28 protein-coding genes and 3 pseudogenes are annotated in these 24,398 nt (G+C 69.6%); 16 read left to right on the forward strand and 15 right to left on the reverse strand.

What is annotated here, in order from left to right:
- Positions 1-162: 162 nt before the first annotated feature.
- On the reverse strand, positions 163-1,152 hold the full coding sequence (gene rfbB / locus ACFZAX_RS34085) for a dTDP-glucose 4,6-dehydratase (protein WP_390966642.1): 990 nt from the start codon (positions 1,150-1,152) through the stop codon (positions 163-165).
- A gap of 116 nt (positions 1,153-1,268) precedes the next feature.
- Between rfbB and rfbA the strand changes: the two genes are divergently transcribed.
- The 3 genes from rfbA to ACFZAX_RS34100 are packed head-to-tail and all read left to right on the forward strand — an operon-like array spanning position 1,269 to position 3,787.
- On the forward strand, positions 1,269-2,186 hold the full coding sequence (gene rfbA, locus ACFZAX_RS34090; RefSeq protein ID WP_390966644.1) for a glucose-1-phosphate thymidylyltransferase RfbA: 918 nt from the start codon (positions 1,269-1,271) through the stop codon (positions 2,184-2,186).
- A 15-nt stretch (positions 2,187-2,201) separates the two neighbouring features.
- Positions 2,202-2,819, forward strand: a complete 618-nt coding sequence (locus tag ACFZAX_RS34095) for a dTDP-4-dehydrorhamnose 3,5-epimerase family protein (protein ID WP_390966694.1) — start codon at positions 2,202-2,204, stop codon at positions 2,817-2,819.
- Positions 2,816-3,787, forward strand: a complete 972-nt coding sequence (locus tag ACFZAX_RS34100; RefSeq protein WP_390966646.1) for an SRPBCC family protein — start codon at positions 2,816-2,818, stop codon at positions 3,785-3,787. The genes ACFZAX_RS34095 and ACFZAX_RS34100 overlap by 4 nt, the downstream gene beginning before the upstream one ends.
- 33 nt (positions 3,788-3,820) lie before the next feature.
- Here the strand turns inward: ACFZAX_RS34100 and ACFZAX_RS34105 are convergent, their stop codons facing one another.
- The gene (locus ACFZAX_RS34105) at positions 3,821-4,744 is read right to left on the reverse strand and encodes a zinc-binding dehydrogenase (RefSeq protein WP_390966648.1); all 924 of its coding nucleotides are present in this window, start codon (positions 4,742-4,744) and stop codon (positions 3,821-3,823) included.
- Positions 4,745-4,887: 143 nt separating this feature from the next.
- Here ACFZAX_RS34105 and ACFZAX_RS34110 point away from each other — a divergent pair, with 143 nt between their 5' ends.
- The 3 genes from ACFZAX_RS34110 to ACFZAX_RS34120 all read left to right on the forward strand — a co-directional run bounded on the left by ACFZAX_RS34110 (position 4,888) and on the right by ACFZAX_RS34120 (position 8,198).
- Positions 4,888-6,417 (forward strand): DHA2 family efflux MFS transporter permease subunit, encoded by a 1,530-nt coding sequence (locus tag ACFZAX_RS34110; RefSeq protein ID WP_390966650.1) that lies wholly within the window; start codon positions 4,888-4,890, stop codon positions 6,415-6,417.
- Between the two features lie 84 nt (positions 6,418-6,501).
- On the forward strand, positions 6,502-6,957 hold the full coding sequence (locus tag ACFZAX_RS34115; protein ID WP_390966651.1) for a hypothetical protein: 456 nt from the start codon (positions 6,502-6,504) through the stop codon (positions 6,955-6,957).
- An 89-nt stretch (positions 6,958-7,046) separates the two neighbouring features.
- Entirely contained in the window at positions 7,047-8,198 is a 1,152-nt protein-coding gene (locus ACFZAX_RS34120) for a nucleotide disphospho-sugar-binding domain-containing protein (protein ID WP_390966653.1), read from the forward strand.
- A gap of 58 nt (positions 8,199-8,256) precedes the next feature.
- Here ACFZAX_RS34120 and ACFZAX_RS34125 read toward each other — a convergent pair whose 3' ends face one another.
- A complete protein-coding gene (locus ACFZAX_RS34125) occupies positions 8,257-8,985 on the reverse strand; it encodes an SDR family oxidoreductase (protein WP_390966655.1) in 729 nt (242 codons plus the stop codon).
- Positions 8,986-9,034: 49 nt separating this feature from the next.
- Complete coding sequence (locus ACFZAX_RS34130) at positions 9,035-9,490, reverse strand: nuclear transport factor 2 family protein (protein WP_390966657.1); 456 nt, start codon at positions 9,488-9,490, stop codon at positions 9,035-9,037.
- 166 nt (positions 9,491-9,656) lie between these two features.
- Between ACFZAX_RS34130 and ACFZAX_RS34135 the strand changes: the two genes are divergently transcribed.
- A complete protein-coding gene (locus ACFZAX_RS34135) occupies positions 9,657-10,394 on the forward strand; it encodes an SDR family oxidoreductase (RefSeq protein WP_390966659.1) in 738 nt (245 codons plus the stop codon).
- Between the two features lie 120 nt (positions 10,395-10,514).
- Here the strand turns inward: ACFZAX_RS34135 and ACFZAX_RS34140 are convergent, their stop codons facing one another.
- The 4 genes and pseudogenes from ACFZAX_RS34140 to ACFZAX_RS34155 all read right to left on the reverse strand — a co-directional run bounded on the left by ACFZAX_RS34140 (position 10,515) and on the right by ACFZAX_RS34155 (position 14,167).
- Entirely contained in the window at positions 10,515-10,784 is a 270-nt protein-coding gene (locus tag ACFZAX_RS34140; protein ID WP_390966661.1) for a phosphopantetheine-binding protein, read from the reverse strand.
- Between the two features lie 56 nt (positions 10,785-10,840).
- Positions 10,841-12,105, reverse strand: a pseudogene (locus ACFZAX_RS34145) (ketosynthase chain-length factor).
- 14 nt (positions 12,106-12,119) lie between these two features.
- The gene (locus tag ACFZAX_RS34150; protein WP_390966663.1) at positions 12,120-13,379 is read right to left on the reverse strand and encodes a beta-ketoacyl-ACP synthase II; all 1,260 of its coding nucleotides are present in this window, start codon (positions 13,377-13,379) and stop codon (positions 12,120-12,122) included.
- Positions 13,376-14,167, reverse strand: coding sequence for an alpha/beta fold hydrolase (locus tag ACFZAX_RS34155; RefSeq protein WP_390966665.1), 792 nt, complete (start codon positions 14,165-14,167; stop codon positions 13,376-13,378). The genes ACFZAX_RS34150 and ACFZAX_RS34155 overlap by 4 nt, the downstream gene beginning before the upstream one ends.
- A gap of 295 nt (positions 14,168-14,462) precedes the next feature.
- On the opposite strand from ACFZAX_RS34155, the gene ACFZAX_RS34160 reads away from it, so the two are divergent.
- The 5 genes and pseudogenes from ACFZAX_RS34160 to ACFZAX_RS34180 all read left to right on the forward strand — a co-directional run.
- Positions 14,463-15,248 (forward strand): SDR family NAD(P)-dependent oxidoreductase, encoded by a 786-nt coding sequence (locus ACFZAX_RS34160; protein ID WP_390966667.1) that lies wholly within the window; start codon positions 14,463-14,465, stop codon positions 15,246-15,248.
- Between the two features lie 27 nt (positions 15,249-15,275).
- The gene (locus ACFZAX_RS34165; protein ID WP_390966669.1) at positions 15,276-16,226 is read left to right on the forward strand and encodes an SRPBCC family protein; all 951 of its coding nucleotides are present in this window, start codon (positions 15,276-15,278) and stop codon (positions 16,224-16,226) included.
- Positions 16,223-17,575 (forward strand): NDP-hexose 2,3-dehydratase family protein, encoded by a 1,353-nt coding sequence (locus ACFZAX_RS34170; RefSeq protein WP_390966671.1) that lies wholly within the window; start codon positions 16,223-16,225, stop codon positions 17,573-17,575. Before ACFZAX_RS34165 ends, ACFZAX_RS34170 begins: the two co-directional genes overlap by 4 nt.
- On the forward strand, positions 17,572-18,573 hold the full coding sequence (locus ACFZAX_RS34175) for a Gfo/Idh/MocA family oxidoreductase (protein WP_390966673.1): 1,002 nt from the start codon (positions 17,572-17,574) through the stop codon (positions 18,571-18,573). The genes ACFZAX_RS34170 and ACFZAX_RS34175 overlap by 4 nt, the downstream gene beginning before the upstream one ends.
- A gap of 100 nt (positions 18,574-18,673) precedes the next feature.
- Positions 18,674-18,893, forward strand: a pseudogene (locus tag ACFZAX_RS34180) (hypothetical protein); the annotation flags it as partial.
- A gap of 157 nt (positions 18,894-19,050) precedes the next feature.
- Here ACFZAX_RS34180 and ACFZAX_RS34185 read toward each other — a convergent pair.
- Positions 19,051-19,263: a hypothetical protein gene (locus tag ACFZAX_RS34185; RefSeq protein WP_390966675.1), complete on the reverse strand. Its 213-nt coding sequence runs from the start codon at positions 19,261-19,263 to the stop codon at positions 19,051-19,053.
- Positions 19,264-19,459: 196 nt separating this feature from the next.
- Positions 19,460-19,705: a hypothetical protein gene (locus ACFZAX_RS34190; RefSeq protein ID WP_390966677.1), complete on the reverse strand. Its 246-nt coding sequence runs from the start codon at positions 19,703-19,705 to the stop codon at positions 19,460-19,462.
- Between the two features lie 623 nt (positions 19,706-20,328).
- Between ACFZAX_RS34190 and ACFZAX_RS34195 the strand changes: the two genes are divergently transcribed.
- Positions 20,329-20,520 (forward strand): hypothetical protein, encoded by a 192-nt coding sequence (locus ACFZAX_RS34195; RefSeq protein ID WP_390966679.1) that lies wholly within the window; start codon positions 20,329-20,331, stop codon positions 20,518-20,520.
- A 469-nt stretch (positions 20,521-20,989) separates the two neighbouring features.
- Entirely contained in the window at positions 20,990-21,277 is a 288-nt protein-coding gene (locus tag ACFZAX_RS34200) for a hypothetical protein (RefSeq protein ID WP_390966681.1), read from the forward strand.
- Between the two features lie 67 nt (positions 21,278-21,344).
- Here the strand turns inward: ACFZAX_RS34200 and ACFZAX_RS34205 are convergent, their stop codons facing one another.
- Genes ACFZAX_RS34205 through ACFZAX_RS34215 form a run of 3 tightly spaced genes read right to left on the reverse strand, consistent with a single transcriptional unit; the run spans position 21,345 to position 22,401 of the window.
- Positions 21,345-21,683, reverse strand: coding sequence for an ImmA/IrrE family metallo-endopeptidase (locus ACFZAX_RS34205; protein ID WP_390966682.1), 339 nt, complete (start codon positions 21,681-21,683; stop codon positions 21,345-21,347).
- Entirely contained in the window at positions 21,680-22,024 is a 345-nt protein-coding gene (locus ACFZAX_RS34210) for a hypothetical protein (protein ID WP_390966684.1), read from the reverse strand. The genes ACFZAX_RS34205 and ACFZAX_RS34210 overlap by 4 nt, the downstream gene beginning before the upstream one ends.
- The gene (locus tag ACFZAX_RS34215; RefSeq protein ID WP_390966686.1) at positions 22,024-22,401 is read right to left on the reverse strand and encodes a helix-turn-helix domain-containing protein; all 378 of its coding nucleotides are present in this window, start codon (positions 22,399-22,401) and stop codon (positions 22,024-22,026) included. Before ACFZAX_RS34215 ends, ACFZAX_RS34210 begins: the two co-directional genes overlap by 1 nt.
- A 130-nt stretch (positions 22,402-22,531) precedes the next feature.
- Here ACFZAX_RS34215 and ACFZAX_RS34220 point away from each other — a divergent pair, with 130 nt between their 5' ends.
- On the forward strand, positions 22,532-22,660 hold the full coding sequence (locus tag ACFZAX_RS34220) for a hypothetical protein (RefSeq protein ID WP_267064037.1): 129 nt from the start codon (positions 22,532-22,534) through the stop codon (positions 22,658-22,660).
- A 304-nt stretch (positions 22,661-22,964) separates the two neighbouring features.
- On the opposite strand, the gene ACFZAX_RS34225 is transcribed toward ACFZAX_RS34220, so the two are convergent.
- Entirely contained in the window at positions 22,965-23,588 is a 624-nt protein-coding gene (locus ACFZAX_RS34225; protein ID WP_351285100.1) for a hypothetical protein, read from the reverse strand.
- A 265-nt stretch (positions 23,589-23,853) separates the two neighbouring features.
- On the opposite strand from ACFZAX_RS34225, the pseudogene ACFZAX_RS34230 reads away from it, so the two are divergent.
- A pseudogene (locus ACFZAX_RS34230) lies at positions 23,854-23,979 on the forward strand (N-acetyltransferase); the annotation flags it as partial.
- A 79-nt stretch (positions 23,980-24,058) separates the two neighbouring features.
- On the opposite strand, the gene ACFZAX_RS34235 reads toward ACFZAX_RS34230, so the two are convergent.
- Positions 24,059-24,307: a hypothetical protein gene (locus ACFZAX_RS34235; RefSeq protein WP_390966689.1), complete on the reverse strand. Its 249-nt coding sequence runs from the start codon at positions 24,305-24,307 to the stop codon at positions 24,059-24,061.
- Positions 24,308-24,398: the final 91 nt, after the last annotated feature.

Raw genomic sequence — 24,398 nt, forward strand, 5'->3', positions numbered from 1 at the left:
CACGATCGGAATACGAAACAGGTTCGAGTCCCGTTACTCACCCTTGAAGGAGAAGGGCCGGGCTGCGGGAGCCGATGGGGGCATTTTAAATTGTTGACGTTCGGTACCCTCACGGCACCCCGGGTGGCCGGGCCGGGGCCGCCCCGGGCCGGCACACCCCGGTCACACGTGCAGCGCCGCCTGGTCCAGCAGGGGCTCCCACCAGGACGGGTTGTCGCGGTACCAGTCGACGGTGGCGGCGAGTCCCTGTTCGAAGGGGATCGCGGGCCGGTAGCCCAGCTCGTCCTGGATCTTGCGGATGCTGAGTGAGTAACGGAGGTCGTGTCCCTTGCGGTCCTCGACCGCCCGCACCCGCTCCCAGTCCGCGCCGCAGGCCCGCAACAGCCGGTCGGTCAGCTCACGGTTCGTCAGTTCCGTTCCGCCGCCGATGTGGTAGACCTCCCCGGACCTGCCGCGGCGCAGCACCAGCTCGATGCCGGCGCAGTGATCGTCGACGTGCAGCCAGTCGCGTACGTTGCCGCCGTCGCCGTACAGCGGAACGTTCCGCCCGGCCAGCAGCCGGGTCACGAAGAAGGGCACGACCTTCTCCGGGAACTGGTGTGGCCCGTAGTTGTTGGAGCAGCGGGTCACCACGACGTCCAGGCCGTGGGTGCGGTGGTGGGCGAGCGCCAGCAGGTCCGAGCCGGCCTTGCTCGCCGCGTAGGGCGAACGGGGTGCCAGCGGCTGCCCCTCGCGCCACGAGCCGCTCGCGATGGAGCCGTACACCTCGTCGGTGGAGACGTGCACGAAGCGGCCGATCCCATGGTTCCGCGTGGCGTCCAGCAGGACGCCCGTGCCCGTGACGTTCGTCGTGACGAAGGGCAGCGACTCGTGGATCGATCGGTCCACATGGGACTCGGCCGCGAAGTGCACCACCGTGTCGTGTCCGGGCAGCACGGAGTTCACCAGCTCCACGTTCCGGATGTCACCTCGGACGAAGCTGAATCCGGGATGATCAGCCACCGCTTCGAGATTGGTGAGCGTGCCCGAATAAGTGAGGGCGTCCAGTACGGTGACTTTCGGTTCCGAGATCTCCGGAAAGCGCCCTGAGAGTAAATTCCGTACGAAATGGGAACCGATGAATCCGGCGCCGCCAGTGATGAGAATCCTCATGTCCGCAGAGACTGCTGTCATCGGCTCGACGCGCGGTCGCGGCGCACTTGTGCGGCGCTGGAATCTGGCTCTGGGTGCGTGTACTGCGGCAGTTGTTTGTGCCTATGCTGCCGGGTATGCGCGGCATACTTCTCGCCGGTGGCACCGGATCGCGTTTGCGGCCCATCACCCAGGCGGTTTCCAAGCAGCTCATGCCAGTGTTCAACAAACCCATGGTCTATTACCCGTTGAGTACCCTCATCAATGCGGGCATTCGAGAGGTATTGATCATCACGACACCGTACGAACAGGATCAGTTCCAGCGACTTCTAGGCGACGGATCGCAATGGGGGATCCGGCTCGGGTACGCCGCCCAGGAACACCCCGAAGGGATCGCGCAGGCATTCCTGATCGGCGCCAAGTTCATCGGCGACGACTCGGTGGCGCTGATTCTGGGCGACAACATATTTCACGGCGTCGGGCTCGGCCACCAGCTGCGAGCCCGGCATGACATCACCGGCGGCTGGATCTTCGCCCACCGGGTGAAGGACCCTACCGCGTACGGCGTGATCGAGTTCGACGAACGGGGCACAGTCACCTCGATCGAGGAGAAGCCGAAGCGGCCCAGGTCCTCGTACGCGGTACCGGGTCTCTACTTCTACGACAACGAGGTCGTGGACATCGCCCGCCGACTGCGCCCCTCCGCCCGGGGGGAACTGGAGATATCCGACATCAACGCCGTGTACCTCGAGCGGGGCCGGCTGAACGTCACCGTGCTAGAGCAGGGTACGGCCTGGCTCGACACCGGCACCTTCACCTCCCTCATGCAGGCCAGTGAGTTCGTCCGGGTCCTGGAGGCGCGCCAACGGCTGAAAATCGGCTGTGTGGAGGAGGCCGCCTGGCGGGCCGGGCTCATCGACGACGTTCAGCTCACCCGGCTCGCAGAGCCCCTCATGCAGAGCGGGTACGGCGCGTATCTCCTCGAACTCCTCGACTCTTCCGTCCAGCTCGGCGCTCCCGGCGCCGTCGCCCCGTCCGCCACAGCCGACCAGTAGGAGGCCGCAGTGCAGATCAGACCTCTGTCGATCGAAGGCCTGTGGGAGATGACTCCCCAACAACACCCGGACCCACGGGGCCGGTTCATGGAGTGGTACCGCTTCGACCGGCTCGCCGAAGTGGTGGGGCATCCGCTGGACCTGGCGCAGGCCAATCTGGCGGTCTCCGCGCTCGGCGTGGTCCGCGGCATCCACTTCGCCGATGTGCCGCCCGGCCAGGCCAAGTTCGTGACCTGCCCCGCCGGAGCGGTCCTGGACGTGATCGTCGACATGCGGGAGGGTTCGCCGACCTTCGGGCACTGGGAGGCGGTGCGGCTGGACGGCGACACCCACCGGGCGGTGTACATCTCGGAAGGACTGGGCCACGGCTACTGCGCCCTGACCGACTCGGCCACGGTCGCCTACCTCTGCTCCTCGGTCTACGCCCCCGAACGGGAACGGGCCGTCCACCCCATGGACGCCGACCTGCGCATCGAGTGGCCTGTGCTCGGCGAACCGCGGCTGTCCGAGCGCGACAGGAACGCACCCACCCTCAAACAGCTAAGCCAGGAGGGACTGCTCCCGGAGTACGACGCGTGCCGCCGCTTCACCGACGCCCTGGACGCCGCCCCCGGGAAAGGAACGCGCCGATGAACGCACCCGTGAAAGGCGCACCGGGCGAGGTGCACGAGGTGGAGCACCGGGCCAAGGTCGCGGCCCCGGCCGAGCTGGTGTACCGGCTGCTCGCCGACGTAACCCACTGGCCGCGGCTCTTCCCGTCCATCGTGCACATGGAACGGTTCGCGGACGACGGTACGAACGAACGCGTGGGCGTCTGGCTGACCACGGGGGACAAGGTGTTCTCGTGGGTGGCGCTGCGGGTGCCGCGCCCTGGGGAGCTACGGGTCGACTACCGGCAGGAGACGACCCAGCCGCCGGTCGCCGACATGGGCGGCTCCTGGATCGTCGAACCGCTCTCGGCGGGCGAGTGCCTGGTACGGCTGCTTCACGACTACCGGCCCGCCGCCACGGAGCCCGCCACCCTGGCGTTCATCGCCCGCACGCTGGAGCGGAACAGCACCGCCGAACTTGCCGCGCTGAAGGACGCGGCCGAGCGGGAGGCGGCCGGCGAGTGGCTGGTGACCGAGATCGAGGACACGACGAGGGTCGACGGGCCAGCCGCGGACGTGTACGAGTTCCTGGCCGACGCGTCCGCCTGGCCCGAGCGCATCCCGCACATCGTGTCGGTGGACGCCCGCGACGGCGGGGAGAACGTGCAACTGCTGGACTGGGTCACCCACACCGCACGCGGCGTGGATCACCCCTCCGAGGTCGTACGCGTCTGCTTCCCGCCGCACCGGATCGCATACAAGCACCTGCTCGTACCGCCCCTGGCCGCTGTGCACACCGGCAGTTACACCGTGACGGCGGACGGGGGCGGCGCGCTCGTGTCCTCCCGGCACACCGTGGTGCTCACGGCGTCCGGGATCGCGGGCGTGCTGGGCGAGGGCGCGGACCTTACGGACGCCCGCGCTTTCACCCGGCAGGCGCTCAGCACCAGCAGCCGGGAGGTGCTGGCCCGGGCGAAGGAGTTCGCGGAGCGCGGACGGCACAGCGGCTGACGCCACACCCGCCGCCCGCCGTCCGGCACGCCGTCAGCCGTTGGGCGGCACGGTGAGTACCACCTTGCCGCGCACATGGCCGGTCTCGACCTCGCGGTGGGCCTCGGCGGCCGTCGTCAGCGCGTAAGCGGCAGCGATGGGCAGCACCAGCTCGCCCCCTTGGACGAGACCGGCCAGCTCGGCGAGGATCTCCGCGGAACGGGCCCCCCGCAGTCGTACGATGCCGTGCTCGTCCGCCGCCTTCTGGTCCACGGTGGTCCCGATCCGGGAGCGGTCCGAGGCGAGTTCCAGGGACGCGACGACGGCCTCGCCGCCGATCGCGTCGAGGACCACGTCCACATTGCCGGGAACCAACGCCCGCACCCGCTCGACCAGGCCCTCGCCGTAAGCGACCGGTTCCGCCCCCAGGGAGCGCAGGTAGTCATGGTTGCGCTCGCTCGCCGTGCCGATGACACGGGCCCCCAGGCGTCGGGCGAGCTGTACCGCGACGGTGCCGACACCCCCGGCCGCGGCGTGCACCAGCAGCGTCTCACCGGAGGTGACCTTCAGCTCGCGCAGCGCGTTGAAGGCGGTCTGGCCGACGGCAGACAGCGCGCCGGCCACCTCCCAGGGCACCCCGTCCGGCTTGGCAGCGACCGACCCGGCGGGGACGGCCAGAACCTCCGCGTACGCGGCCATCGCCGTGAACCCGAACACCTCGTCCCCCACCCCGAAGGCGGTGACGTCCGCGCCGACCTGGTCGATCACCCCTGCGAACTCGTTGCCCAGCCGCTGCGGGAACGTCACGGGCACCGCGCCCGCGAAGTCCCCGCGGCGCAGCTTCACATCGACCGGATTGACCCCGGCGGCACGCACCCGGACCCGGACCTCCCCGGGTCCGGCGACCGGTTCGTCGATCTCCAGTGCGCGCAGAACCTCGGGGCCTCCGTAGTCGGAGAACGCGATTGCCGTAGCCATACGGTATTTCCTCCCGTACACGCCGGGAACTCAGTTCCAGACCCCGTCGCGTGTGAATTATCGATGTCTCGGGATAGCCCAAGAGCCATACGATGCAGAGTAGTTGAGGTGCGAAGAATGCGCCTTGAGAACGGGAGAGGTCCATGGCCGAAAACACCGGAAGCGCCACGCCCCAGGAAGCGGACAACAGCGCTGAAAAGCTGGACGCGCGACTGGTGAAACTCGGCGCGATCGTCGTCTGTGGCGCATTTCTTTCGGCGATGGACGCTACCATCGTCTCGGTGGCGCTGGACAGCGTCGGCCGTGAGTTCTCCGCCCCGGTCTCCTCGCTCCAGTGGGTCGCCGCCGGCTACCTGCTCGCGCTCGCCATGGTCGTCCCGGTGACCGGCTGGGCCGCGGAGCGCTTCGGAGCCCGACGCATGTGGCTGTTCGCGCTCTCGCTGTTCGTCGTGGCCTCCGCGCTGTGCGGAGCGGCCTGGTCGGTGGAGAGCCTCATCGGCTTCCGCCTGTTACAGGGCCTGGGCGGCGGCCTCATCCCGCCGCTCGCCCAGATTCTGCTGGTGCGGGCCGCCGGACCGCGGCGGATCGGGCGCGTGATGACGATGGTGAGCGTCCCCACGCAGCTCGCGCCGATCGTCGGGCCGAGCGTCGGTGGCCTGCTGATCCACGACCTGGGCTGGCGGTGGATCTTCTACGTCAACCTGCCCATCGGTCTCGTCGCCCTTGTCTTCGCCTGGAAGGGGTTGGAGAAGGACGAACCCGGCGGCGGAGGCCGGCTCGACGTGCTCGGGCTGCTGATGCTGTCCCCCGGACTGACGGCGCTGCTGTACGGGCTGTCCGTGGTCGAGGAGACCTCGTCCGGCTTCGGGTCGGCTAAGGTGCTGGCCTTCGTTGGCGGGGGAGTGGCGCTGCTCGCGCTTTTCGTCGTCCGCGCCCTGCGGCAATGGGAACTGCCCCCCGTCGTCGATCTGCGGCTGTTCGGCAACCGGGCGTTCGCCCTCTCGTCGGGACTGCTGTTCCTGCTCGGTGCCACCCTGTTCGGCGCCATGTTCCTGCTTCCGTTGTACTACCAGCAAGTGCAGGGCCACGATGCGCTGAGGGCCGGGCTCCTGCTGGCCCCGCAGGGCGCTGGCACGGTGATCGCGCTCGCGCTCGCCGGTGCGTTGGTCGACCGCTTCGGCCCGCGGTACATCGTGCTGACGGGCATCGTGCTGACCGTCGCGGGCACTCTCGCCTTCACCCAGGCGGGCCCCGGCAGCGGCGATTCCCTGCTGATCGGCTCCCTGGTGCTGCGCGGCCTCGGCCTCGGCGCGGTCGCCACCCCGCTGACTGCCGCCGCCTACCGTGGCCTCCCCAAGGACGCCGTGCCCCGGGCCGCCGGCGCGCTCGTCATCCTCCAGCGCATCGGCGGCTCCCTGGGCACGGCCGCCCTTGCCCTGATCCTCCAGGCGCAGATCAGCCACCGGGCACAGGGCGCGGAGAAGCCTTCCGCCGAGGCACTCGCTGACGCGTTCGGCACCACGTTCTGGTGGACCGCCGGGCTCAGCGCGGTGGCCCTCGTCCCGGCCTTCTTCCTGCCCGGCCGCCCGCGCGAGACCGAGGAACCCGGCGCCGCCGGTAGCAAGGAAGACGGCTCGAGCCCCACGAAGGCGGATTTCGAGCGGAGGCCGTAAGGCTGCGCCCGACCTGGTACGTCCCCTTCCGTGGCCGTACTCCATGGCCCTTCCAACTCGTCCCACACAGAAACGGAACCCACCATGCCCGCCACGTCGACCCGTACCCGCCGCCACGCCCTGCGCACCCTAGCCGTGACACTGCTGGCCGTTCCCTCGCTGCTCACGGCCACCGGCGCCGCACAGGCGCAGACCGCGCAGGAGACCGTGTCCTACTCACCGACAGGCACGTGGAGCGCCCAGGTGACCACCTCGATACCCAGCTCCGGCACGACCACGTTCACGTTCCTCACCGACGGAACCATGGGCAACGACACTGACACCTGGTACTGCACCGGCAGGACGACCTTCTCGTACGACATCAAGCACCCGCACAAGGACTCCAGCGGCACGGTGGACGGCTCGGTCGTGGGCCACCAGGACGCCGTCCTGAGCCGCAACGACCACTGGACCTCGCACGGCGTGTCCAACATCGTCGACCTCTCCGGCAACGTCGTCAGCAGCTTCACGGTGGACGTTGTCGCCACCCGGACGTCGTAAGGCCCGATCCTCCCACTACACAGTGCCCCGAGAGGCCCCGCCCGGGCGCTCCTCTGGGCACCGTTCGACCGACGAACGGAGTCCCGACCATGCGTGTGCTGTTCAGCACCCCACCCGCGATGGGCCATCTTTTCCCCGTTATCCCGCTTACCTGGGCGCTGCGCTCCGCGGGCCACGACGTGCTCGTCGCCTCGTCCGACTCGGCGGTGAGCGCGGCCGTCCAGGCGGGCCTGCCCGTCGTTGACGTGTCCCCCGGCGTCGACTTCGACCAGGTCTTCGGCGGTGGTGCCAAGCTCTCGTCGGCCGAACTGGCGGCGCAGATGAAAGTCCGGGGCCAGGCGATCGTCAAAGCGGGCGGCGCCACCACCCCGGCGATGCTGGAGCGCTTCGCGACCGTCAGCGACCTCATGGTGGACGGCACGGTCCAGGTCGCCGAGGAGTGGCGTCCTGACCTCGTCGTCCACGGCCGGCTCCAGGGCGCGGGGCTGCTTGCCGCGCGCCGGCTCGGCGTACCCGCCGTGGAGCACGGCTTCGGCGTACTGCGAGAGGAAGGCTTTGCCCAGGGCTTCCTGCCGTACCTCGCCCCGTCCTTCGAACGCCACGGCGTGCCGGTCGAGCTGCCCGCATCGGAGGTCCTGCACGTTGCCCCGCCGAGCCTGATGCGGGGCGAGGGGAAGGGCTGGAACATGCGGTACGTCCCCTACAATGCCGGTGGCGAACTGCCCGGCTGGCTCACTGCCCCCCGCTCGCGTGCCAGGATCGCCGTCTCCCTGGGGACCCTGGTGCCCAGGATGCTGGGGGTGGGCGGTCTGGAGAAGCTGCTGCGGGCGGCCGCCGAGACCGACGCGGACTTCGTGGTGACGGGGCTGGCCGCCGAGGATCTGCCGGACGTGCCGTCGAACGTACGCGTCGTGAGCTGGCTGCCGCTGAACGCGCTCCTCGAACGGTGCGACGCCACCGTGCACCACGGCGGCTCCGGCAGCACCCTGACCGCCCTCACCTTCGGGCTGCCTCAGCTGCTGCTGCCGCACGGGGCGGACAACTTCGTCAACGCGGACGTGATCGACCGGGAGGGTCTGGGGCTGTCCGTGGACCCGCACGAGGTCACCACTGACGCGCTGGAGCGGCTGCTGACGGACCAGGGGCTGCGGGCGGCTGCCCGGCGGGTGGCCGCAGAGATCCGGGACCAGCGTTCGCCTGCCGAACTGGTCGGCGAGCTGGAGGCGTTCGCGGCCTCTTGAGACACGAGAGTCCGGCCCGTGGGTGCGCGCGCACCCACGGGCCGGACTCTCGTCGTTTTCAGAGGTTGTGCACCCCGCCGTCCACCAGCAGCACCACGCCGGTGGAGTACGCGGCCTCCGCCAGCGCCAGCACCGACTCGGCCACGTCCTCGGGCGTGCCGATCCGGCGCAGTGGGGCGCCTGCGGCGACGGCCGCGCGCGGGCCTGTGAAGTCCGCGGTCCAGGGGGTGTCGATGAGACCGGGGGCCACGGCGTTGACGCGGACGTCCGGGCCGGCGACGTTGGCCAGCAGACGGGTCAGGTGGTTGATCGCCGCCTTGCTGACGGCGTACGGAATCGAGCTGCCCGTGGGCTTCACGCCCGCGATGGACGAGATATTGACGATGGCTCCGCCGCCGTCGGCCTTGAGGTGGGGAATGGCCGCCACGCTCATCTGCCAGGTGCCGACCACGTTGACGTCGAGGATCTCGCGCCAGACCGCGGGCGAGGCCGCGGCCAGGTCGGGGTGTGGGATGAGCCGGGTGGCGCCCGCGTTGTTGACCAGGACGTCGAGCCGGCCGAGCCGTTCGACCACCGTGCCGACGATCCGGGCCGCCTGCTCCTCCACCGAGATATCGCCTTGTACGTAGACGGCACCCGGCAGCGCGTCGGCGAGCTCCTTGCCCTCCTTGGGCGAGTTACGGGAGTTGACAGCGACCCGGTAGCCCGCCGCTGCCATGGTGCGTGCGATCGCCGCTCCTATTCCGGACGTTGAGCCCGTCACCAGGGCTACCCGCTGCGTTGGCATGTGTGTCCCTCCTGGGAGTGCTGGGGATGCTGGTGCGCGGACCGGGGATTCAGGCGGTAGTTCCGTCGTGGGTCACCAGGCGGTGGCGGACTAGCCAGACCCCGTCGTGCCGGACCAGGGTGTCCTCGGCCACCGTGCTCGCCGTGATCTGCGGGCGGGCGCCGGCTCCGCGCGGGGTGGCCATGGAGATGGCGTAGTAGCGGGTCCGTACGACGCCGTCGGAGCCCGGCGGGTCCACCTCCAGCATCCCGAGCCAGTGGCGGCGGGTGACGCCGTCCCCGACGAGCTGGTCCACCCGCTTCCTGGACGCGACGGCGATGTTCGCGCGGCCGGTCAGCGGCTCGGCGACGTTCTGGTGGAAGACCCCGTCCTCGGTGAACGTGTCCGCCCACTCCTCGGCAGCACCGGTGTCAAGCAGCCGCATCTGACGGGCGTAGAACTGCTGGATCTGCTGGAACAGTTCGCCCGCGGCGGCCTGGTCCGCCATGACGGTGGTCTCGATCATGGAGTTTCCCCTCATCTCTTGTCCGCTGCGGAGCCGGTGGTGCCCGCTTGGTCCGACGGCTCCGCGACTGAGGCTGACAGCAGGTTCTCGAGGTGGACTCGATTCATCGCACAGCGGGAGCCGCGACCCTTCCACCACCACAACCCATCCCGGGAGGAGACAACTCATGAGGCTCGACGGAAGAGTCGCGGTCGTCACGGGCGGTACCAGGGGCCTAGGCCGGCAGATCGTCGAGGCGTTCGTAAGGGAGGGCTGCAAGGTCGTCGCCGCAGGTCGAGACAAGAGCGTGGGCGCGGACCTGGCGAAGGGCGACGGTGAGGTGATCCTGCACGAGACGGACGTACGGGACCCCGGGTCTGTGGACGAGCTGATGCGCGTCGCCGCCGGGTACTTCGGCCACCTCGACGTGATGGTGGCCAACGCGGGGATCAGCCGTCCGGGGCCGGTGGCCGCGCTCGACCCGACGGACTGGTCGGACACCGTGGACACCAACCTCAACGGCGTTTTCCACTGCACCCGTTCCGCGGTGCCGTACCTGGAGCGCAGCGAGTACGGAGGACGAATCGTCAACCTGTCCTCCGCGCTCGCCACGCGTGTCGCGCCGGGCGCCTCCGCGTACGCGGCGACCAAGGCGGCCGTGGAGATGTTCACCAGGGTGACAGCGGTGGAACTCGCGCCGAAGGGCATCACCGTCAACGCGCTGTGCCCGGGCCTGATCGACGGGGGCATGAGCCGCTCGATCAGGGACAACGAACGGATCTGGGCGCTGTACGAACCGAAGCTGGCGTCGGGGCGACTCGGCACGACGGACGAGGTCACCGCCGCGGCGCTCTTCCTCGCGGGCGCGGAGAGTTCGTACGTGAGCGGCCATGTGCTGGAGGTGAACGGGGCGCTCAACTGGTAGCCACCGAGGCGGCTTTGTGCCACACGCCGCGGGCCGTATGCGACGTCTGGTCGTCGCATACGGCCCCTGCCCGGTGGCCGGTGATCCGGTGTTCAGGCGATCGAGGTCAGGCGGCTGGGATCAGGCGGTCGCCTCGGTCGAGAAGAGGGCCTCGTTGACCAGGGTCAGGTACTGACGGAGGGTTTGGGCCTCGAACAAGGACTCCTCGTCGAGGGTGAGGCCGTAGTCGCGTTCGATCCGGCTGGTGACCTGGAGTACGGCGAGCGAGTCGTAGCCGAGGTCGGTTAACGTCACGTCGAGCACCTCTCCGTCCAGGTTCACTGTCTCGTCCTCTCCGGCGCACTCGCGCAGCAGATTGGTCAGTTCGGTGAGAGTGAATTCAGCAGGCATGGTCTCTCTGTCTCTGTGTGTGGGCTCATCCGTTGGTTCCGTCGGCCGTACGCGGCTCAGTTCGGGGCGCGTACGACCATCGCCGCGTTGAAGCCACCCCGGCCGCGGGCCAGTACCAGCGCGGTGCGCAGAGCGGCCGGACGGGCCCCCCGGTGACCAGGTCTATCAGGTGCAGGGGGTCGGGCCGGTCGACGTTGACCGTCGGGGGGACGACTTGGTCGCGCAGCGAGAGCAGGGCCGCGGCCAGGTCGAGCGAGGCAGCACCCGCGGACAGACGCCCAGTCATCGTCTTGGGCGCGGTGACGGGGACGGCATACGGGCCGAAGAGCTCGGCGAGCGCCCGGGCCTCCGCGCGGTCCGCGGCGACGCTGCCCGCGGCGTCCGCGAACACGACGTCCACCTCAGCAGGGGACAACTCCGCGTTTCGCAGGGCGAGTTCGGCGGCATCCCGCAGCCGTGAGCCATCGCTCGCGGCCTGCGGCCGTGCCGCCCCCGGCCCCGGGTCGAAGGTGGCCGCGTACCCGGCGATCCTCCCGTACACCTTCGCCCCCCGTTCCCCGGCGGACGTCGCGTCCTCCAGAACGAGCAGGGCGCCGCCCTCCCCGGCGACGTGCCCGGAGGCTTCGGCGGCGAACGGGAGGTAGGCGCGGTGCGGTTCGGCGACCGTGCTCAGACGGCCGTCGGCGAGCTGTGCGGCCCAGCCCCAGGGGCACAGCGCGGAGTCGACCCCGCCGGTGACCACGAGCCGGATGCCCTTGCGCAGCTGCCGACGGGCCTGGGCGACCGCGTCGAGCCCGCCCGCCTGCTCGGTGACCAGCACGCCGCTGGGGCCGCGCAGCCCGTGCCGGATAGAGATCTGCCCGGTGTTGACGGCGTAGAACCAGGCGAACGACTGGTACGCGCTGACGTACCGTCCGCCCTTGCTCCACAGCGCCTCCAGTTCCCGCTGCCCGAACTCGAAGCCGCCCGCCGAGCTGGCGGTGACCACGCCTGCGGAGTAGTCGGGCAGTTCCGCGGTGTCGACGCGGGCGTCGGACAGTGCCTCGTCGGCGACGGCGAGCGCGAGTCGCGTCATGTGGTCCGTCTGCGGCATCAGCCGTCCGGGGATGTGCTCGGCCGGGTCGAAGCCCGGGACCTCCCCGGCGAGGCGGGCCGGGTACTGGGCGGCGTCGAACCGGCTGATCGGCCGGATGCCGCTCTCGCCCCTCAGGGTCGCCTGCCACCACTCCTCCCGGCCGAAGCCGTTGGGCGCAGCCACCCCGACACCGGTGACGACCGGGTCCCCGGCGGACGGCGCGGGCCGGCCGGCCGGCTGGGGCATGGACAGCACGTCCGTCATCGTGCGTCTCCCCTGGTGAGGACCATCGCGCTCTGGAAGCCGCCGAAGCCGCTGCCCACGCTGAGCACCGTGTCGGTGCGCTGTTCCCGCGCGGTCAGCGGCGTGTAGTCCAGGTCGCAGGCCGGATCGGGGGTGTGCAGGTTCGCGGTGGGCGGGATGACTCCGTGCTCGATGGCGAGGGCGCTCGCCGCCACCTCCAGGGAGCCGATCGCGCCGAGCGAGTGCCCGATCATCGACTTGATGGAGCTGATCGGCACGTCGTAGGCGTGGCTGCCCAGGCTGCGTTTGAAGGCAGCCGTCTCGTGCCGGTCGTTCTGCTTGGTGCCGGAACCGTGGGCGTTGACGTAGTCGACGGCGGTGGGGTCGAGCCGCGCCTCGTCGAGCGCGACCCGGATCGCCTCGGCCATCTCCCGGCCGTCCTTGGTGAGACCGGTCATGTGGTACGCGTTGCAGCGGGTGGCGAACCCGGCGATCTCGGCGTAGATATGCGCGCCGCGGCGGCGGGCACTGCTCAGGTCCTCCAGGACCAGGACGGCGGACCCCTCGCCGAGCACGAAGCCGTTCCGGGAGGCGTCGAAGGGCCGGGAGGCCGTCTCCGGTTCGTCGTTCCGCGACGACGTGGCCTTGATGGCGTCGAAGCACGCCACGGTGATCGGGGAGATGGGCGCCTCGGTGGCGCCCGCGAGCATGACGTCGGCGCTGCCCTCGCGGATCAACTCGACTGCGTGGCCGATGGAGTCGAGCCCCGAGGTGCAGCCGGTGGACACCATGGACACCGGCCCCTGGGCGCCGACGCGCCAGGCGACCTCCGCGGCCATGGAGCTGGGCACGAAGTAGTCGAAGAGATGGGGCACAGCGAGCGTGTGGTCTACGTGCCAGGCACTGCCGCCCTCGCTGACGACGTTGTACTCGGTGTCGAGCCCCATGGTGCAGCCGACCGCGCTGCCGAGGGTGACACCGGTGCGCAGCGGGTCCAGGATCCGCTCCAGGCCACTGTCGTTCAGCGCCTCCCGGGCACTGACGACGGCGAACTGGGCGGCCCGGTCGAGCCGTTCGGCCTCGGCGGGGGTGAAGCCGTGCTCCAGTGGATCGAAGTCCGCCTCCGCGGCGATGCGGGACCTGAACTGGGTGGCGTCGAAGGTGGTGATGGACCGGGTGGCGGTCCGGCCGGAGGTGATCAGGGACCAGAACTCCTTGGCCCCGACCCCTCCTGGAGCGACCACACCGACTCCGGTGATGGCGACACGGCGGTTCATCGGCTGCCCTTCATGAGTGTTTCCGCGGGGGAGAGGCGCTGCACGACCCGGCACAGCCGGTTCAGCAGCAGGGGCAGGGCCCGGCCGCGTACGAAGTCGTGGTCCCCGACGAGGGTGCGCCGCACGTGGATACCGCTGGCCCACGCCTGCCAGCCAGCCATCACCTCGGGACCGGCCAGCGGGTCGTCGGTGCCCGCGATTGTCAGCAGCGGTGCGCCGATCGGCTTGTCGGCGGCCCGGCGCAGTGTGCGCGCGAGCCGCAGGTCGTCGCGGATGACGGCCAGGGCCGTGCGCTGCCAGATGCCGCCGCGTGGGACCTCCGGAGGCACCGCGCCGAACGACTTCAGCAGGTCGAGCAGTCGGTCGTCGGGCAGTTCGCAGGCGTCCGTGAGCGCGGCCCGGGCGTCGGGTGGTGGGCAGGCGCCCACCACGACGAGCGCCGGCCCGGGACGGCCCGCTTCCTCCAGTGCCCGGGCCACCGAGTACGCGATCATGCCGCCCAGGCTGTGCCCGTACAGGACGTACGGCGTCCGGGGCGGCGGCCCGTGGTGCCGCAGCAGGTCGGCGAAGAGTGCCCGGGCGTTGGTGAGCCGCGGTTCCCGGCGCCGGCCGTCGCGTCCGGGGAGCAGGACGGGCACCGGCTGGGCCGAGGTGCCCAGCACCGCCGACCAGCCGCTGAAAGCGGAGACACCGGCCCCCGCGTGTGGGAAGCAGAACAGTTTCGGGCGCGCGCTCCCCGGCCGAGGGGGTGCCGCCGTACGCGTCGTGATCTGGGAAGGACTGGTCATCGCCGCCTCTTGAGTGGTCGAGGGTCTGGGCCAGCTTGAGAAGGGACGCTCGATCACGGATGGAGCCACAGTGGGGCGGACCGGTGGGCAGGCCGGTGGGCGGGCCCCGAATGCCGTCTGGAGCGTGGGCCCCGTTGATCCCTGAGGGCCCTTCGAGTGCCGCTCCAGGGAGCGCTGTGAGCATTGCCGCGTCGTTCGCATGTGGCTCCGGCCTACCGGGGCGCCTGCCCTTCGGCCGTCAACGGACCGGCAGGGCACGGCTACGCGACTCGTCCCGTACTCGTCAGGAGGACTCATGTCGGATCAGGAGCGGCGGCTCGCCGTGGTCACCGGCGCGACCAGTGGGATAGGCCTCGCCGTCACGCGGTTGTTGGCGAGGCAGGGGCACCAGGTCTTCATCTGTGCCCGCACGGAGGACAGAGTGCTGCGCACGGTCAAGGAACTGCGTGACGAGGGCCTAGACGTCGACGGCGGCCCGTGCGACGTGCGTTCGCCCGAGGACATCAGGCGATTCGTACGCAGTGCCGTGGACCGATACGGCACCGTCGACGTCCTGGTCAACAACGCGGGCCGCAGCGGAGGCGGAGTCACTGCGGACATCGCCGACGGCCTGTGGCTGGACGTCATCAACACGAACCTGAACAGCGTTTTTCTGATGACCCGTGAGGTGCTGACCGCGGGCGGCATGCGACACAAGGACCGGGGCCGCATCGTGAACATCGCCTCGACCGCCGGCAAACAGGGCGTGGTGCTCGGCGCCCCCTACTCGGCCTCCAAGCACGGGGTGGTCGGGTTCACCAAGGCCCTCGGCAACGAGCTGGCACCCACCGGGATCACCGTCAACGCGGTCTGCCCCGGCTATGTGGAGACCCCCATGGCGCAGCGGGTGCGCGCCGGATACGCGACGGCGTACGACACCAACGAGGACCAGATCCTGGAGAAGTTCCAGGCCAAGATCCCGCTGGGCCGGTACTCCACTGCGGAGGAGGTCGCCGGACTCGTCGGCTACCTGGTCACCGACACCGCCGCTTCCATCACCGCGCAGGCGCTCAACGTCTGCGGCGGGCTCGGCAACTTCTGACACCCCACCGGAGAGGTGACACGGACCATGACCGTACGAGAAGTCGAGCACGAGATCACGATAGAGGCCCCAGCGAAGCAGGTGTACCAGTTGATCGCCGAGGTGGAGAACTGGCCGTTGATCTTCCCGCCCTCGGTATTCGTCGACACCGTGGAGCGCGGCGGATCCGAGGAGCGCATCCGGATCTGGGCCACTGCCAACGGCACCGCGAAGAACTGGACCTCCCACCGCACCCTCGACCCCGTGGCGCTGCGCATCACCTTCCGCCAGGAGGTGCCGGCACCTCCCGTGGCCGCGATGGGCGGCACCTGGATCGCCGAGGCCCTCGATCCGGGCCGGACCAGGGTGCGGTTGCTGCACGACTACCGGGCCATCGACGACGACCCCGGCAAGCTGGCGTGGATCGACGAGGCGGTGGACCGCAACAGCCGGGTCGAACTCGCCTCGCTGAAGACCAACGTGGAACTGGCCACCGGGGCAGCGGACCTCATCCTGTCCTTTGAGGACTCCGTCGAGATCAATGGCTCGGCCAAGGACGTGTACGACTTCCTCAACGAGGCCCACCTGTGGAAGGCCCGGTTGCCGCACGTCGACGCGGTAGACCTGCGGGAGGAGACCCCCGGGCTCCAGGTGCTGCGGATGGACACGCTGACCAAGGACGACTCGTCCCACACCACCGAGTCCGTCCGGGTGTGCTTCCCGCACCACCGGATCGTCTACAAGCAGACCACGCTGCCCGCGCTCATGACCCTGCACACCGGGTACTGGCAGCTGGACGAGGACGGCCGGGGGATCACCACCGCCACTTCCCAGCACACAGCGATCATCAACACCGGGAACATCCGCGCGGTCCTGGGCGAGAGCGCGGGCGTCCCCGAGGCCCGCGAGTTCGTCCGCAACGCGTTGGGCACCAACAGCCGGGCCACGCTGGGGCACGCCAAGGCATACGCGGAGGACGAGGACAGGACGGGCCGGTGACCGGGAGCGGTACGAGGGCAGAGGGCGGCCGTACGCGGCTGACAGAGCCGGCCGCCTTCAGGGAATGGTTCGCCGAGCAGGGTGCGGACAACACCTATCGGGTGACGCGGGTGCCACTCGACGAACTGGACGGATGGCACTTCGACGCGACCACGGGGAACCTGGCGCACCGCAGCGGCGGCTTCTACACCATCGAAGGTATCGAGGCGTCGCTGGGCGAGGAAGTCGGCGCCTGGACACAGCCGATCATCATCCAGAACGAGATCGGCATCCTGGGGATCCTGGTCAAGCGGTTCGGCGGGGAACCGTACTGCCTGATGCAGGCGAAGATGGAGCCGGGCAACGTCAACACGCTTCAGCTGTCCCCGACGGTCCAGGCGACGCGCAGCAACTACACCCGGGTGCACCGCGGGAACGCGGTCCCCTATCTGGAATACTTCGTGGCTCCGCGGCGCGGTCGGCCGGTCTTCGACTCCCTCCAGTCGGAGCAGGGGTCCTGGTTCCTCGCCAAACGCAACCGCAACATGATCATCGAGGTGCCCGAGGACGAGGACATCCCCGTCCAGGAGGGCTTCCGCTGGATCAGCCTCTCCCTGCTGCGGTCCCTGCTGCGGGTCGACAACGTCGTCAACATGGACTCCAGGACCGTACTGTCCGGACTGCCGTTCCTGTACGACCACGACGCGCCGACGGACGAGTCGGCATCCCACACTACGGCGGAGATCCTCAGCTGGTTCACCGAAGCGCGCAGCAACCACGTCCTGGAGCGGCGGCGCGTCCCACTGAACCAGGTGAAGGGCTGGAACCGGGGCCCGGAGCGGATCGAACACGAGCGGGGAGCGTTCTTCACTGTGCTCGGCGTCGACGTGGAGGCGAGTAACCGGGAAGTCGCCCGCTGGTCGCAGCCGCTGCTCGCTCCGGTGGGCAGGGGAGTGATCGGGTTCCTGTGCCGGCGCACCGACCCGGACGCGGACTGGCAGCTGCTCGTGCATGCGCAAACGGAAGTGGGCACGTCCGACGTGGTCGAGATGTCACCGACGGTGAACTGTGTGCCCGGCAACTACGCGCACCTGCCCGACCGGTGGCGCCCGCCCTTCCTGGACTACATGCTCTCCGCGCCGCCGTCCTGCGTCCACTTCGACACCGTGCTCTCTGAGGAGGGTGGGCGCTTCCACCACGCGGAGAACCGGTACCTCCTGGTCGAGGTCCCGGACGACTTCCCGGATCGGCTACCCGGCGACTACATCTGGATGACCCGCCGCCAGCTGACCGGCTTCGTCCGCTACGGCAACCACGTCAACGTGGTCGCTCGTTCCCTGCTCGCGTGCCTCACGGACTGGGACCGATGACCGGGACCGGCCCGGGACTGTCGACCGACCCGGGCCCCGTGCGTCTGGGGCTCCTCGGCTGCGCCGACATTGCGGTCCGCAAGGTGCTGCCTGCCCTGGCCGGCGTGACCGGGGTCCGGCTGACGGCGATCGCCAGCCGGACCCCCGAGCGGGCCGCGGACGTGGCCGCCCGCTTCGGCGCGCGCCCGGTCGCCGGCTATCGGGATCTGCTGGCGGACCCGGAGGTTGAGGCGGTGTACATCCCCCTTCCGCCGGCGTTGCGCGCACCATGGGTGGCGGCGGCGCTCGACATGGGAAAGCACGTGTTCGCCGAGAAACCGCTGACCACGGGCTACCGAGAGACAGCCCGTCTTGTGGCGCTCGCCGAGTCGGCCGGGCTGGTGCTGATGGAAAACTACATGTTCGTTCACCACTCCCAGCACCACTATGTACGCACCCTTGTCGAGGACGGCACGATCGGTGAACTGCGAGCGTTCCAGGCGGTGTTCACCATTCCACCGCGTCCCGCTGCCGACATCCGCCTCCGGCCCGAACTGGGCGGCGGGGCCCTGCTGGACGGGGCGGGCTACCCAATCCGGGCGGCACAGTTCTTTCTCGGCGACGAACTCACGGTCCTCGGGGCTGGCCTGAAGACGCACCCGGTCCACGGCGTCGACATCACGGGCGACGCCCTGCTGCGCCACGCCGACGGGGTCACCGCCCATGTCGGCTTCGGCATGCAGCACTTCTACGTCTCCCGCTACCAACTGCTGGGCAGCACCGGCCAGATCACTGTCGAGCAGGTGTTCAGCACACCACGGGACCACCGCCCGGTGATCCGGATCGACCGGCAGTATCACCAGGAGCTGCGTACGCTGCAACCTGACGACCAGTGCGCCAACACGCTCGCCCGGTTCGCCGAAGCCGTTCGGGAAGGAACCGATACGGGCACTGCGGCGAGCCTGGCGCAGGCCAGGATCACCGAGGCGATCCGAAAGCGGGCCGCGGCCGATCCGTGAGGTGATGATCTGGGCGTGGTGCCGGTGCTGGCAGGCTGACCGGTTCCTCGAGTACCTGGTGTGCGGGGTGGCGGCCGGGCAGGCCAGTTTGCTTGATGATGTGGCCGAGCGTGACGGCCGGCGGTGCTGGGTGTGCGACGAAGCGGTCGACCCCGACGAGTCGGTGAACGACCCGCGGGGCCCAGCGTCGACAGCCGGAGACCAAGGTCGCCGAGCGGCTCGCGCATCGCGGGTGCAACACCCGTAAGGGCGCGGTCAAGGTGGTCATCGCCTGGCCGGACCGCCTGTACGTGGTCGAACCCGCGCCGTTGGTAGCCGTTGGTGAACCCAGCCGGGAGGTGCAGCTCTCGATGCCAAGCAACGTCCACTCGACACCCGCCCTTGATGCGGACACGCGGGTAGGACCCGAGGCGCTTGCTCACCTGGAGAGTGCTTCTTCCGTGCCGCTGACGGATCCCTAGACAAGTCCGTTGCAGGTCAGTGCGGGCGGCGCGTGCGAGGTGGCGCGTCCGCGAGGACCGCGCCGCGGATCAGCTCCCGGGCCAGGGCGGCGGTATCGGCCGCGGCGGTGCTGTGGACCCCGGCCGCCGGGTGCCGGTGCTCGACCGCGTTGGCGAGTACCTGTTCCAGGGCCCCGCACCGGGTGCGGAGCTCCCCGTTGATCTGGAGCAGCGCGATCCGGGCCCGCATCGCGGCGGCGGCCCGCTTCCGGTCCCGGTAGGCCGCCTGCCGGCACGACCGCGGCCGGCACAGTACCGGCGGCGGCCCCCTCCAGCCGGGAGCGGGCGCCCGCACCACACGCATGTGTCACTCACAGCCGGAGGAATCCCCCGCAATCCAGTGACAAACACCGCCCGGCGGCCCGGACGGGCCGCCGGGCGGTGCTTCAGTCGAGTACGGGGGAGCTGTCGTGCTTCCGGAGGTCCCGGACCGCCAGGACCACGCCCCGGCTGTAGCTGAGCAGCACCATGAGCCCGATCGGGACGACGAGCCACCGCCACGCACTGTGGAAGGAGACGAGCCCCCAGATCACCCAGGCGACCTGCATCGCACAGAGCACCAGGTTGCCCAGCACACGCAGCACCGGATGCGGTCTCCTGCGGAACACGCCCTCGAACCAGGTCTTTTCCATGGCCCCACCCCTCAAGTTCGGCCCGGGACCGGCCCGGACAACGACAGGCGCACCATAAACGGCCCGCTCCCCGCCAGGGCCCCCAGGGAAGTAGTCGGCGTCCGCCACGTCCCGGAAAACGCGGCCTGACCAGGTGTTGACCAGTCCTGCGGCTGCCCCGCCGGTGCGACCAGAGGCACGACGTGAGGCGCGACCTGCCGGGGCGCCCCGGCGCCCGGCCGCCGTGCTCGCTCTCGACCTGGCGGCCAGCAGGAGGTAGCACCATCGGTTTCACCATAGGTTGCGCCATCCGTAGCGCCATCCGTAGCGGCATCCGTAGCGACATGGGTAGCAACATCCGTTGCGCCCCCTCGCCCCGCTCACCACACCCCACCGCAGCTCAGACACCGCATATGGCGTGGTGAGTACCCCGGACTTCCCCTCGTTCCCCGGGCCTGTCTGCTGGATGGAGGTGGTGGGCGGGGCGGGTGACGGGGCGTCGGGGAACGTATGCGGCGCTGCGCCGGCCCTTCTCCCGGCCCGTCGTGGAGCTGGCCGGGCACAGGCGTCCTGCGGCGGGCGTGCACCATGGGGATCAAGGAAAGCGCGCGTTGCTGGGCGCGCTCCGATGCTGAGGGGGGACCATGGCTCGCTGGAAGAAGGACGCTGCCGAACAGCAGCAGTACCGCCACATCTCGGACGAAGCGCTGCACGAGGAACTGCGTAAATCCCAAATCGGCGAGGCTCACGCCGCCGCCAACAAGGGCCGTCGCTCATGGAAGGCCATGCGCCTGGCGATCGAGGGCGAGCTCGAACGCCGGGAACTTCTCGACTGACTGCGATCTCTCGGTGGTGGGCGGTGCCGGGGTGTCGGGGGAAAGCGTGCGCCGCTGCGCCGGCCTCTCTCCCGGCCCGTCGCGGAGCGCGCTGGGCACAGACAGGTCGGCCGTTCGGCCAGCTGCCGCAGGTGGTGCCATGGGTGCTGCCGCAGGTGCTGCCGCGCGGTTGCTGCCACGGGTGCTGACCTGGTCGGACTCCCCTCAACCCCCACGCCTGGTGTCAGTGCGGCAGCACCCATGGCAGATGGATCGGACGGGGCCGGCGGCCCGCCGAAATCAGTGAGCGACAAGGGACCCGCTCCACCCCATAAGTACTTCGTAGGAGGCGTGCGCGGCTTGCCCCCGCCCGTCGCACTGTGCTGCCTGCCCCGCCGTCACCGGCCCGACCGAGCGTCCGCCGGCCGACCGTGCGGGGTTCCCCGCCACCACCACGGTGGGGGACACCCGACGACCGAGGAGACCCGCCGTGACCACCGTCCAGCAGCTGACCACCGCCGCCCCCGCTCTCGCTCCGGTGCCGGTCCCGCCCCCGGCCCCCACCACCCCCGCCCCCGCGGTCCCGTCCCGGACCGTGCCGTCGTGGATGATCCCCGCTGTCCTCGCCGCCGTCCTGCTGCTGCTCCTGGCGGGCGTGGTCCTGGCGATCGTCGTGCACCTCTGGCCCGGGGCCCTGATGCCGGTGACCGTGATCGGCACCGTCTGCGGGGCGGCGGGCTCACTCGCCGGTGTCGCCGCTCTCGCCCGGCGGCAGTGACGGCCGACGCCTGCGGGGAGGGGCGCTGACGGGTCACCAGATGAGCTGGTGAGCGGTGGCGTTGTAATCAGCGGCCGCTTCGGGCCTTCGCGCGCTGAGCTATGAGCCGGGCACCCGTCGCATTCATCCGCCAGCGCGCGAACTTGATGCTGATGCCGAAACGGTCGGCTACGCATTCGTCGGGTACGCCGTTGTAGGCCAGCCGGCGGGCTGCATCCGAGGGGAGGAGCAGCTCCCCGGAGAGCTCTGCCGCCTCGCTCTCCTGGTCGTCGTCGCTGTTGCGGCACTCTCGTCCCGAGGTACGGAGCAGCGTGGTGAACTCGTGCTCAAGGAGGATGTGCGACATCTCGTGCGCGAGAGTGGAGGCCCGCCGGGGACGTTCGTGCCCGGAGTTCTCCACGATCACCCGGCGGGGGCCCAGGCACAGGACCGCTGCCGAGAAGACATCGGGACGGATCTCGTGGAGGCCCGCCGGGGACGTTCGTGCCCGGAGTTCTCCACGATCACCCGGCGGGGGCCCAGGCACAGGACCGCTGCCGAGAAGACATCGGGACGGATCTCGGTGAAGTGGCGAAGAGCGGCCGTCGCTTCGGAGTGGTCTTGAGCGACGTCGTGCAAGGTGAAGACGTCGATGCCGTAGAGCTTCGCGAGTGCGTAGGGGTCCATCGCTTCGTGCGCCGTGACGCCGAGCTCTTCCCTGACTTCCAGTGCCAGACGTTTCGCCTCTGCCTTGAACCCTCTTCGCACTACGCCTCCTTGTCCCGGGGCAAGGTCTTCACACGGCGCACCGTGGCGTTGATGACGGTCTCCAGATACGCGACGTCCTCGGGTTCGAGGTCCTTACGCGCCCGGAGCAATGATCCGATTTGCGTGACCAGTTCCGGCTCCTCTCGCTGCGCGGGCGCGTCACCCCCCACCGCGAACTGCTCGGCCGGGACTCCGAGCCACTGCACCAGGGTGATGAAGGCGTCCGCGTCTGGGCGCAGTCCGTTGGCCATCCGGGAGAGCAAGGACGGGCTGACCTGGAGTTCCTTGGCCAGTTGCCGCCAAGAGAGCCCGCGGGCGGTTCGTTGGGCGTCGAGCGCCGAGTAGAGCGCGTCGACGTCGATTTGGTCCTTGGCCACTTCGGTCCTTCCGATCCCAAGGGAGTCACTTTCGAAACACTGTTTGACTATCACAACAGTGCTGATCTAGTCTCGACGTACTGTTTCGACATCGAGACAGTGAGGGTAACTCGAAAGGAAGTAACTCACCATGCCCAAGAAGGCATCCACCTCCAGCAGCGGCCGCGGACGCAGCGCGATCACCGGCAAGTTCGTCAAGCAGTCCACCGTCAAGCGTCACCCCAAGACCACGGTCAACGAGACCCCCAAGAAGAAGTAGGTGTGTGGACGGAGCCCGTCCACACATCCACCCGAAGAGAGGGTTCACCGGGCGACGGTGAACCCTCTCTTCCGTTCAGGCAGATGCCTTCGCCCAGTTCATGCCGAGCTCCGCGAGGGCGGCGATGTCCAGGGGCGGTTTTTCTGATCAGTGGGTGGTGGGCTGGCCTGGGCTGATCAGTTTGGTGTGGGTGGCGATGGTGTTCCGGGTCGGGCTCTCTCCGCTTGGTGATGGGGGACTGGGTTTCAGTTCTCTGAGCTGAGCTGCTGTTTCATCAGGTTGAGCGGGTGCTGGTCAGGTGTGGTCATGTTTCGGGTGTGTTGATCAGATTCGTTGAGTGCTGGTATGTGGTCATCCAGTACAGGGCGGTGTCGATGTCGCGGGCGGTCCAGTTGCGGATGGGGTCTGGAGCGGTGGTCAGTAGCTGGTCGATCGCTTCTATGTAGCGGCTGTAGCGGCCGGGTGCGTGGCTGAGGGGGATGCCGAGGGTGCGCAGTCCGTTGTGGGCTCGGCGGTCGTAGATGGCCATGCGGTCCGGTGCGGCTGCTGTGAGGACGGCGGAGGCGAGGGCGTCACCAGTACGGAAACCAGGTAGTGAGGCCAGGGCTGCTCGGCCGGCTTGCGCTGCCGAGCGGCGGCTGAGAGAGGTGTCCCGGGCGGCGGCCGTGGCCGCGGCGGTTGCGCGGCGCACGTCAGAGTCCGCGAGCGCCATGAGTTCAGAGGCCCAGGGCGTATCGGCCCTGAGCCGTTTCCACATCAGTAGTCCTCCGATGTCGGCTTTGCCGATGCTTCCGCTGGTGCACGCACGGCGTGTCACTTCCTGCAGGGTCTCGTCGTAGTAGGGGCTGACGGTCTTGGTGTAGGCATGGCGGGCGGCGGCGAGGCGCTGCCATTCTTCGGGTGCGAGAGCGAGTGGTTGGTCTGTCACGGCTTGCTGCTCCGTCTTTCCGGAGGGATGAGGCAGGGGGTGGTCAGCCGCTGGCTGAGGGGTGCCGCGGTGTTCCCGGAGTGCTTGGAGGATGTGCGCCGGGTGTTCGTTCTGGGGGTTGTCGAGGTCCGCTACGGGGGCGTCGGGGACTGGGCCGAGGCGGTTGTACAGCGTGTCGAGGCCGATGAGCGCGTCAAGGCTACGCAGGGTGTCGCTGTCGATGACGGGAACGGTGGTCGGTCGGGCGGGGGAACACGGCGAGGATGCCAGCCTCACCCTCCACGAGCGCGCCGGGTTCCGCGTCATCGGCCATCGTGAGCGCATCGGCTGCCATCGCCGCCACTGGCGCGACGTCGTCCTCCTGGAACGCCGCAGCCCTGCCGTCACCTGACGCGCAGCTCGGCTCCCGGCACGTCTGGCCGCTTCGGCGTGGCGTTCGGGCTCACCGGTACGGCGGGCCGGTGAGCCGGTCAGCCCGGGACGGCGGTGCCGTCTTCGGGGGTGCGGTTCCATGCCTGCCGGTAGAGCTGAAGTTCGTCGTCGGGGAGGTCCAGGTGGCCTTCGACGCGGATGCTGGTGGTGTCCCACGGTGAGTTCCCACCGCGGCGGGGGGTGAGCAGGACTCCGAGCGTGGCGGTCTGCTCAGCCAGACCGGTACGCGTGGTGACCTCGTGGTGCCGCAGCAGCACGTAAGCCTGAAAAGCGGCTTTGACGCGCAATGCCGGTGAGTTAGCGCGTCAGTGCAGGTCAGGTGGGGTGCTTGGTGGCTTTGAGTGTGTAGCGGACGTTACTGGGAGTACGGGGCTGGTC

Source organism: Streptomyces sp. NPDC008125, from assembly GCF_042957125.1.
GTDB lineage: Bacteria > Actinomycetota > Actinomycetes > Streptomycetales > Streptomycetaceae > Streptomyces.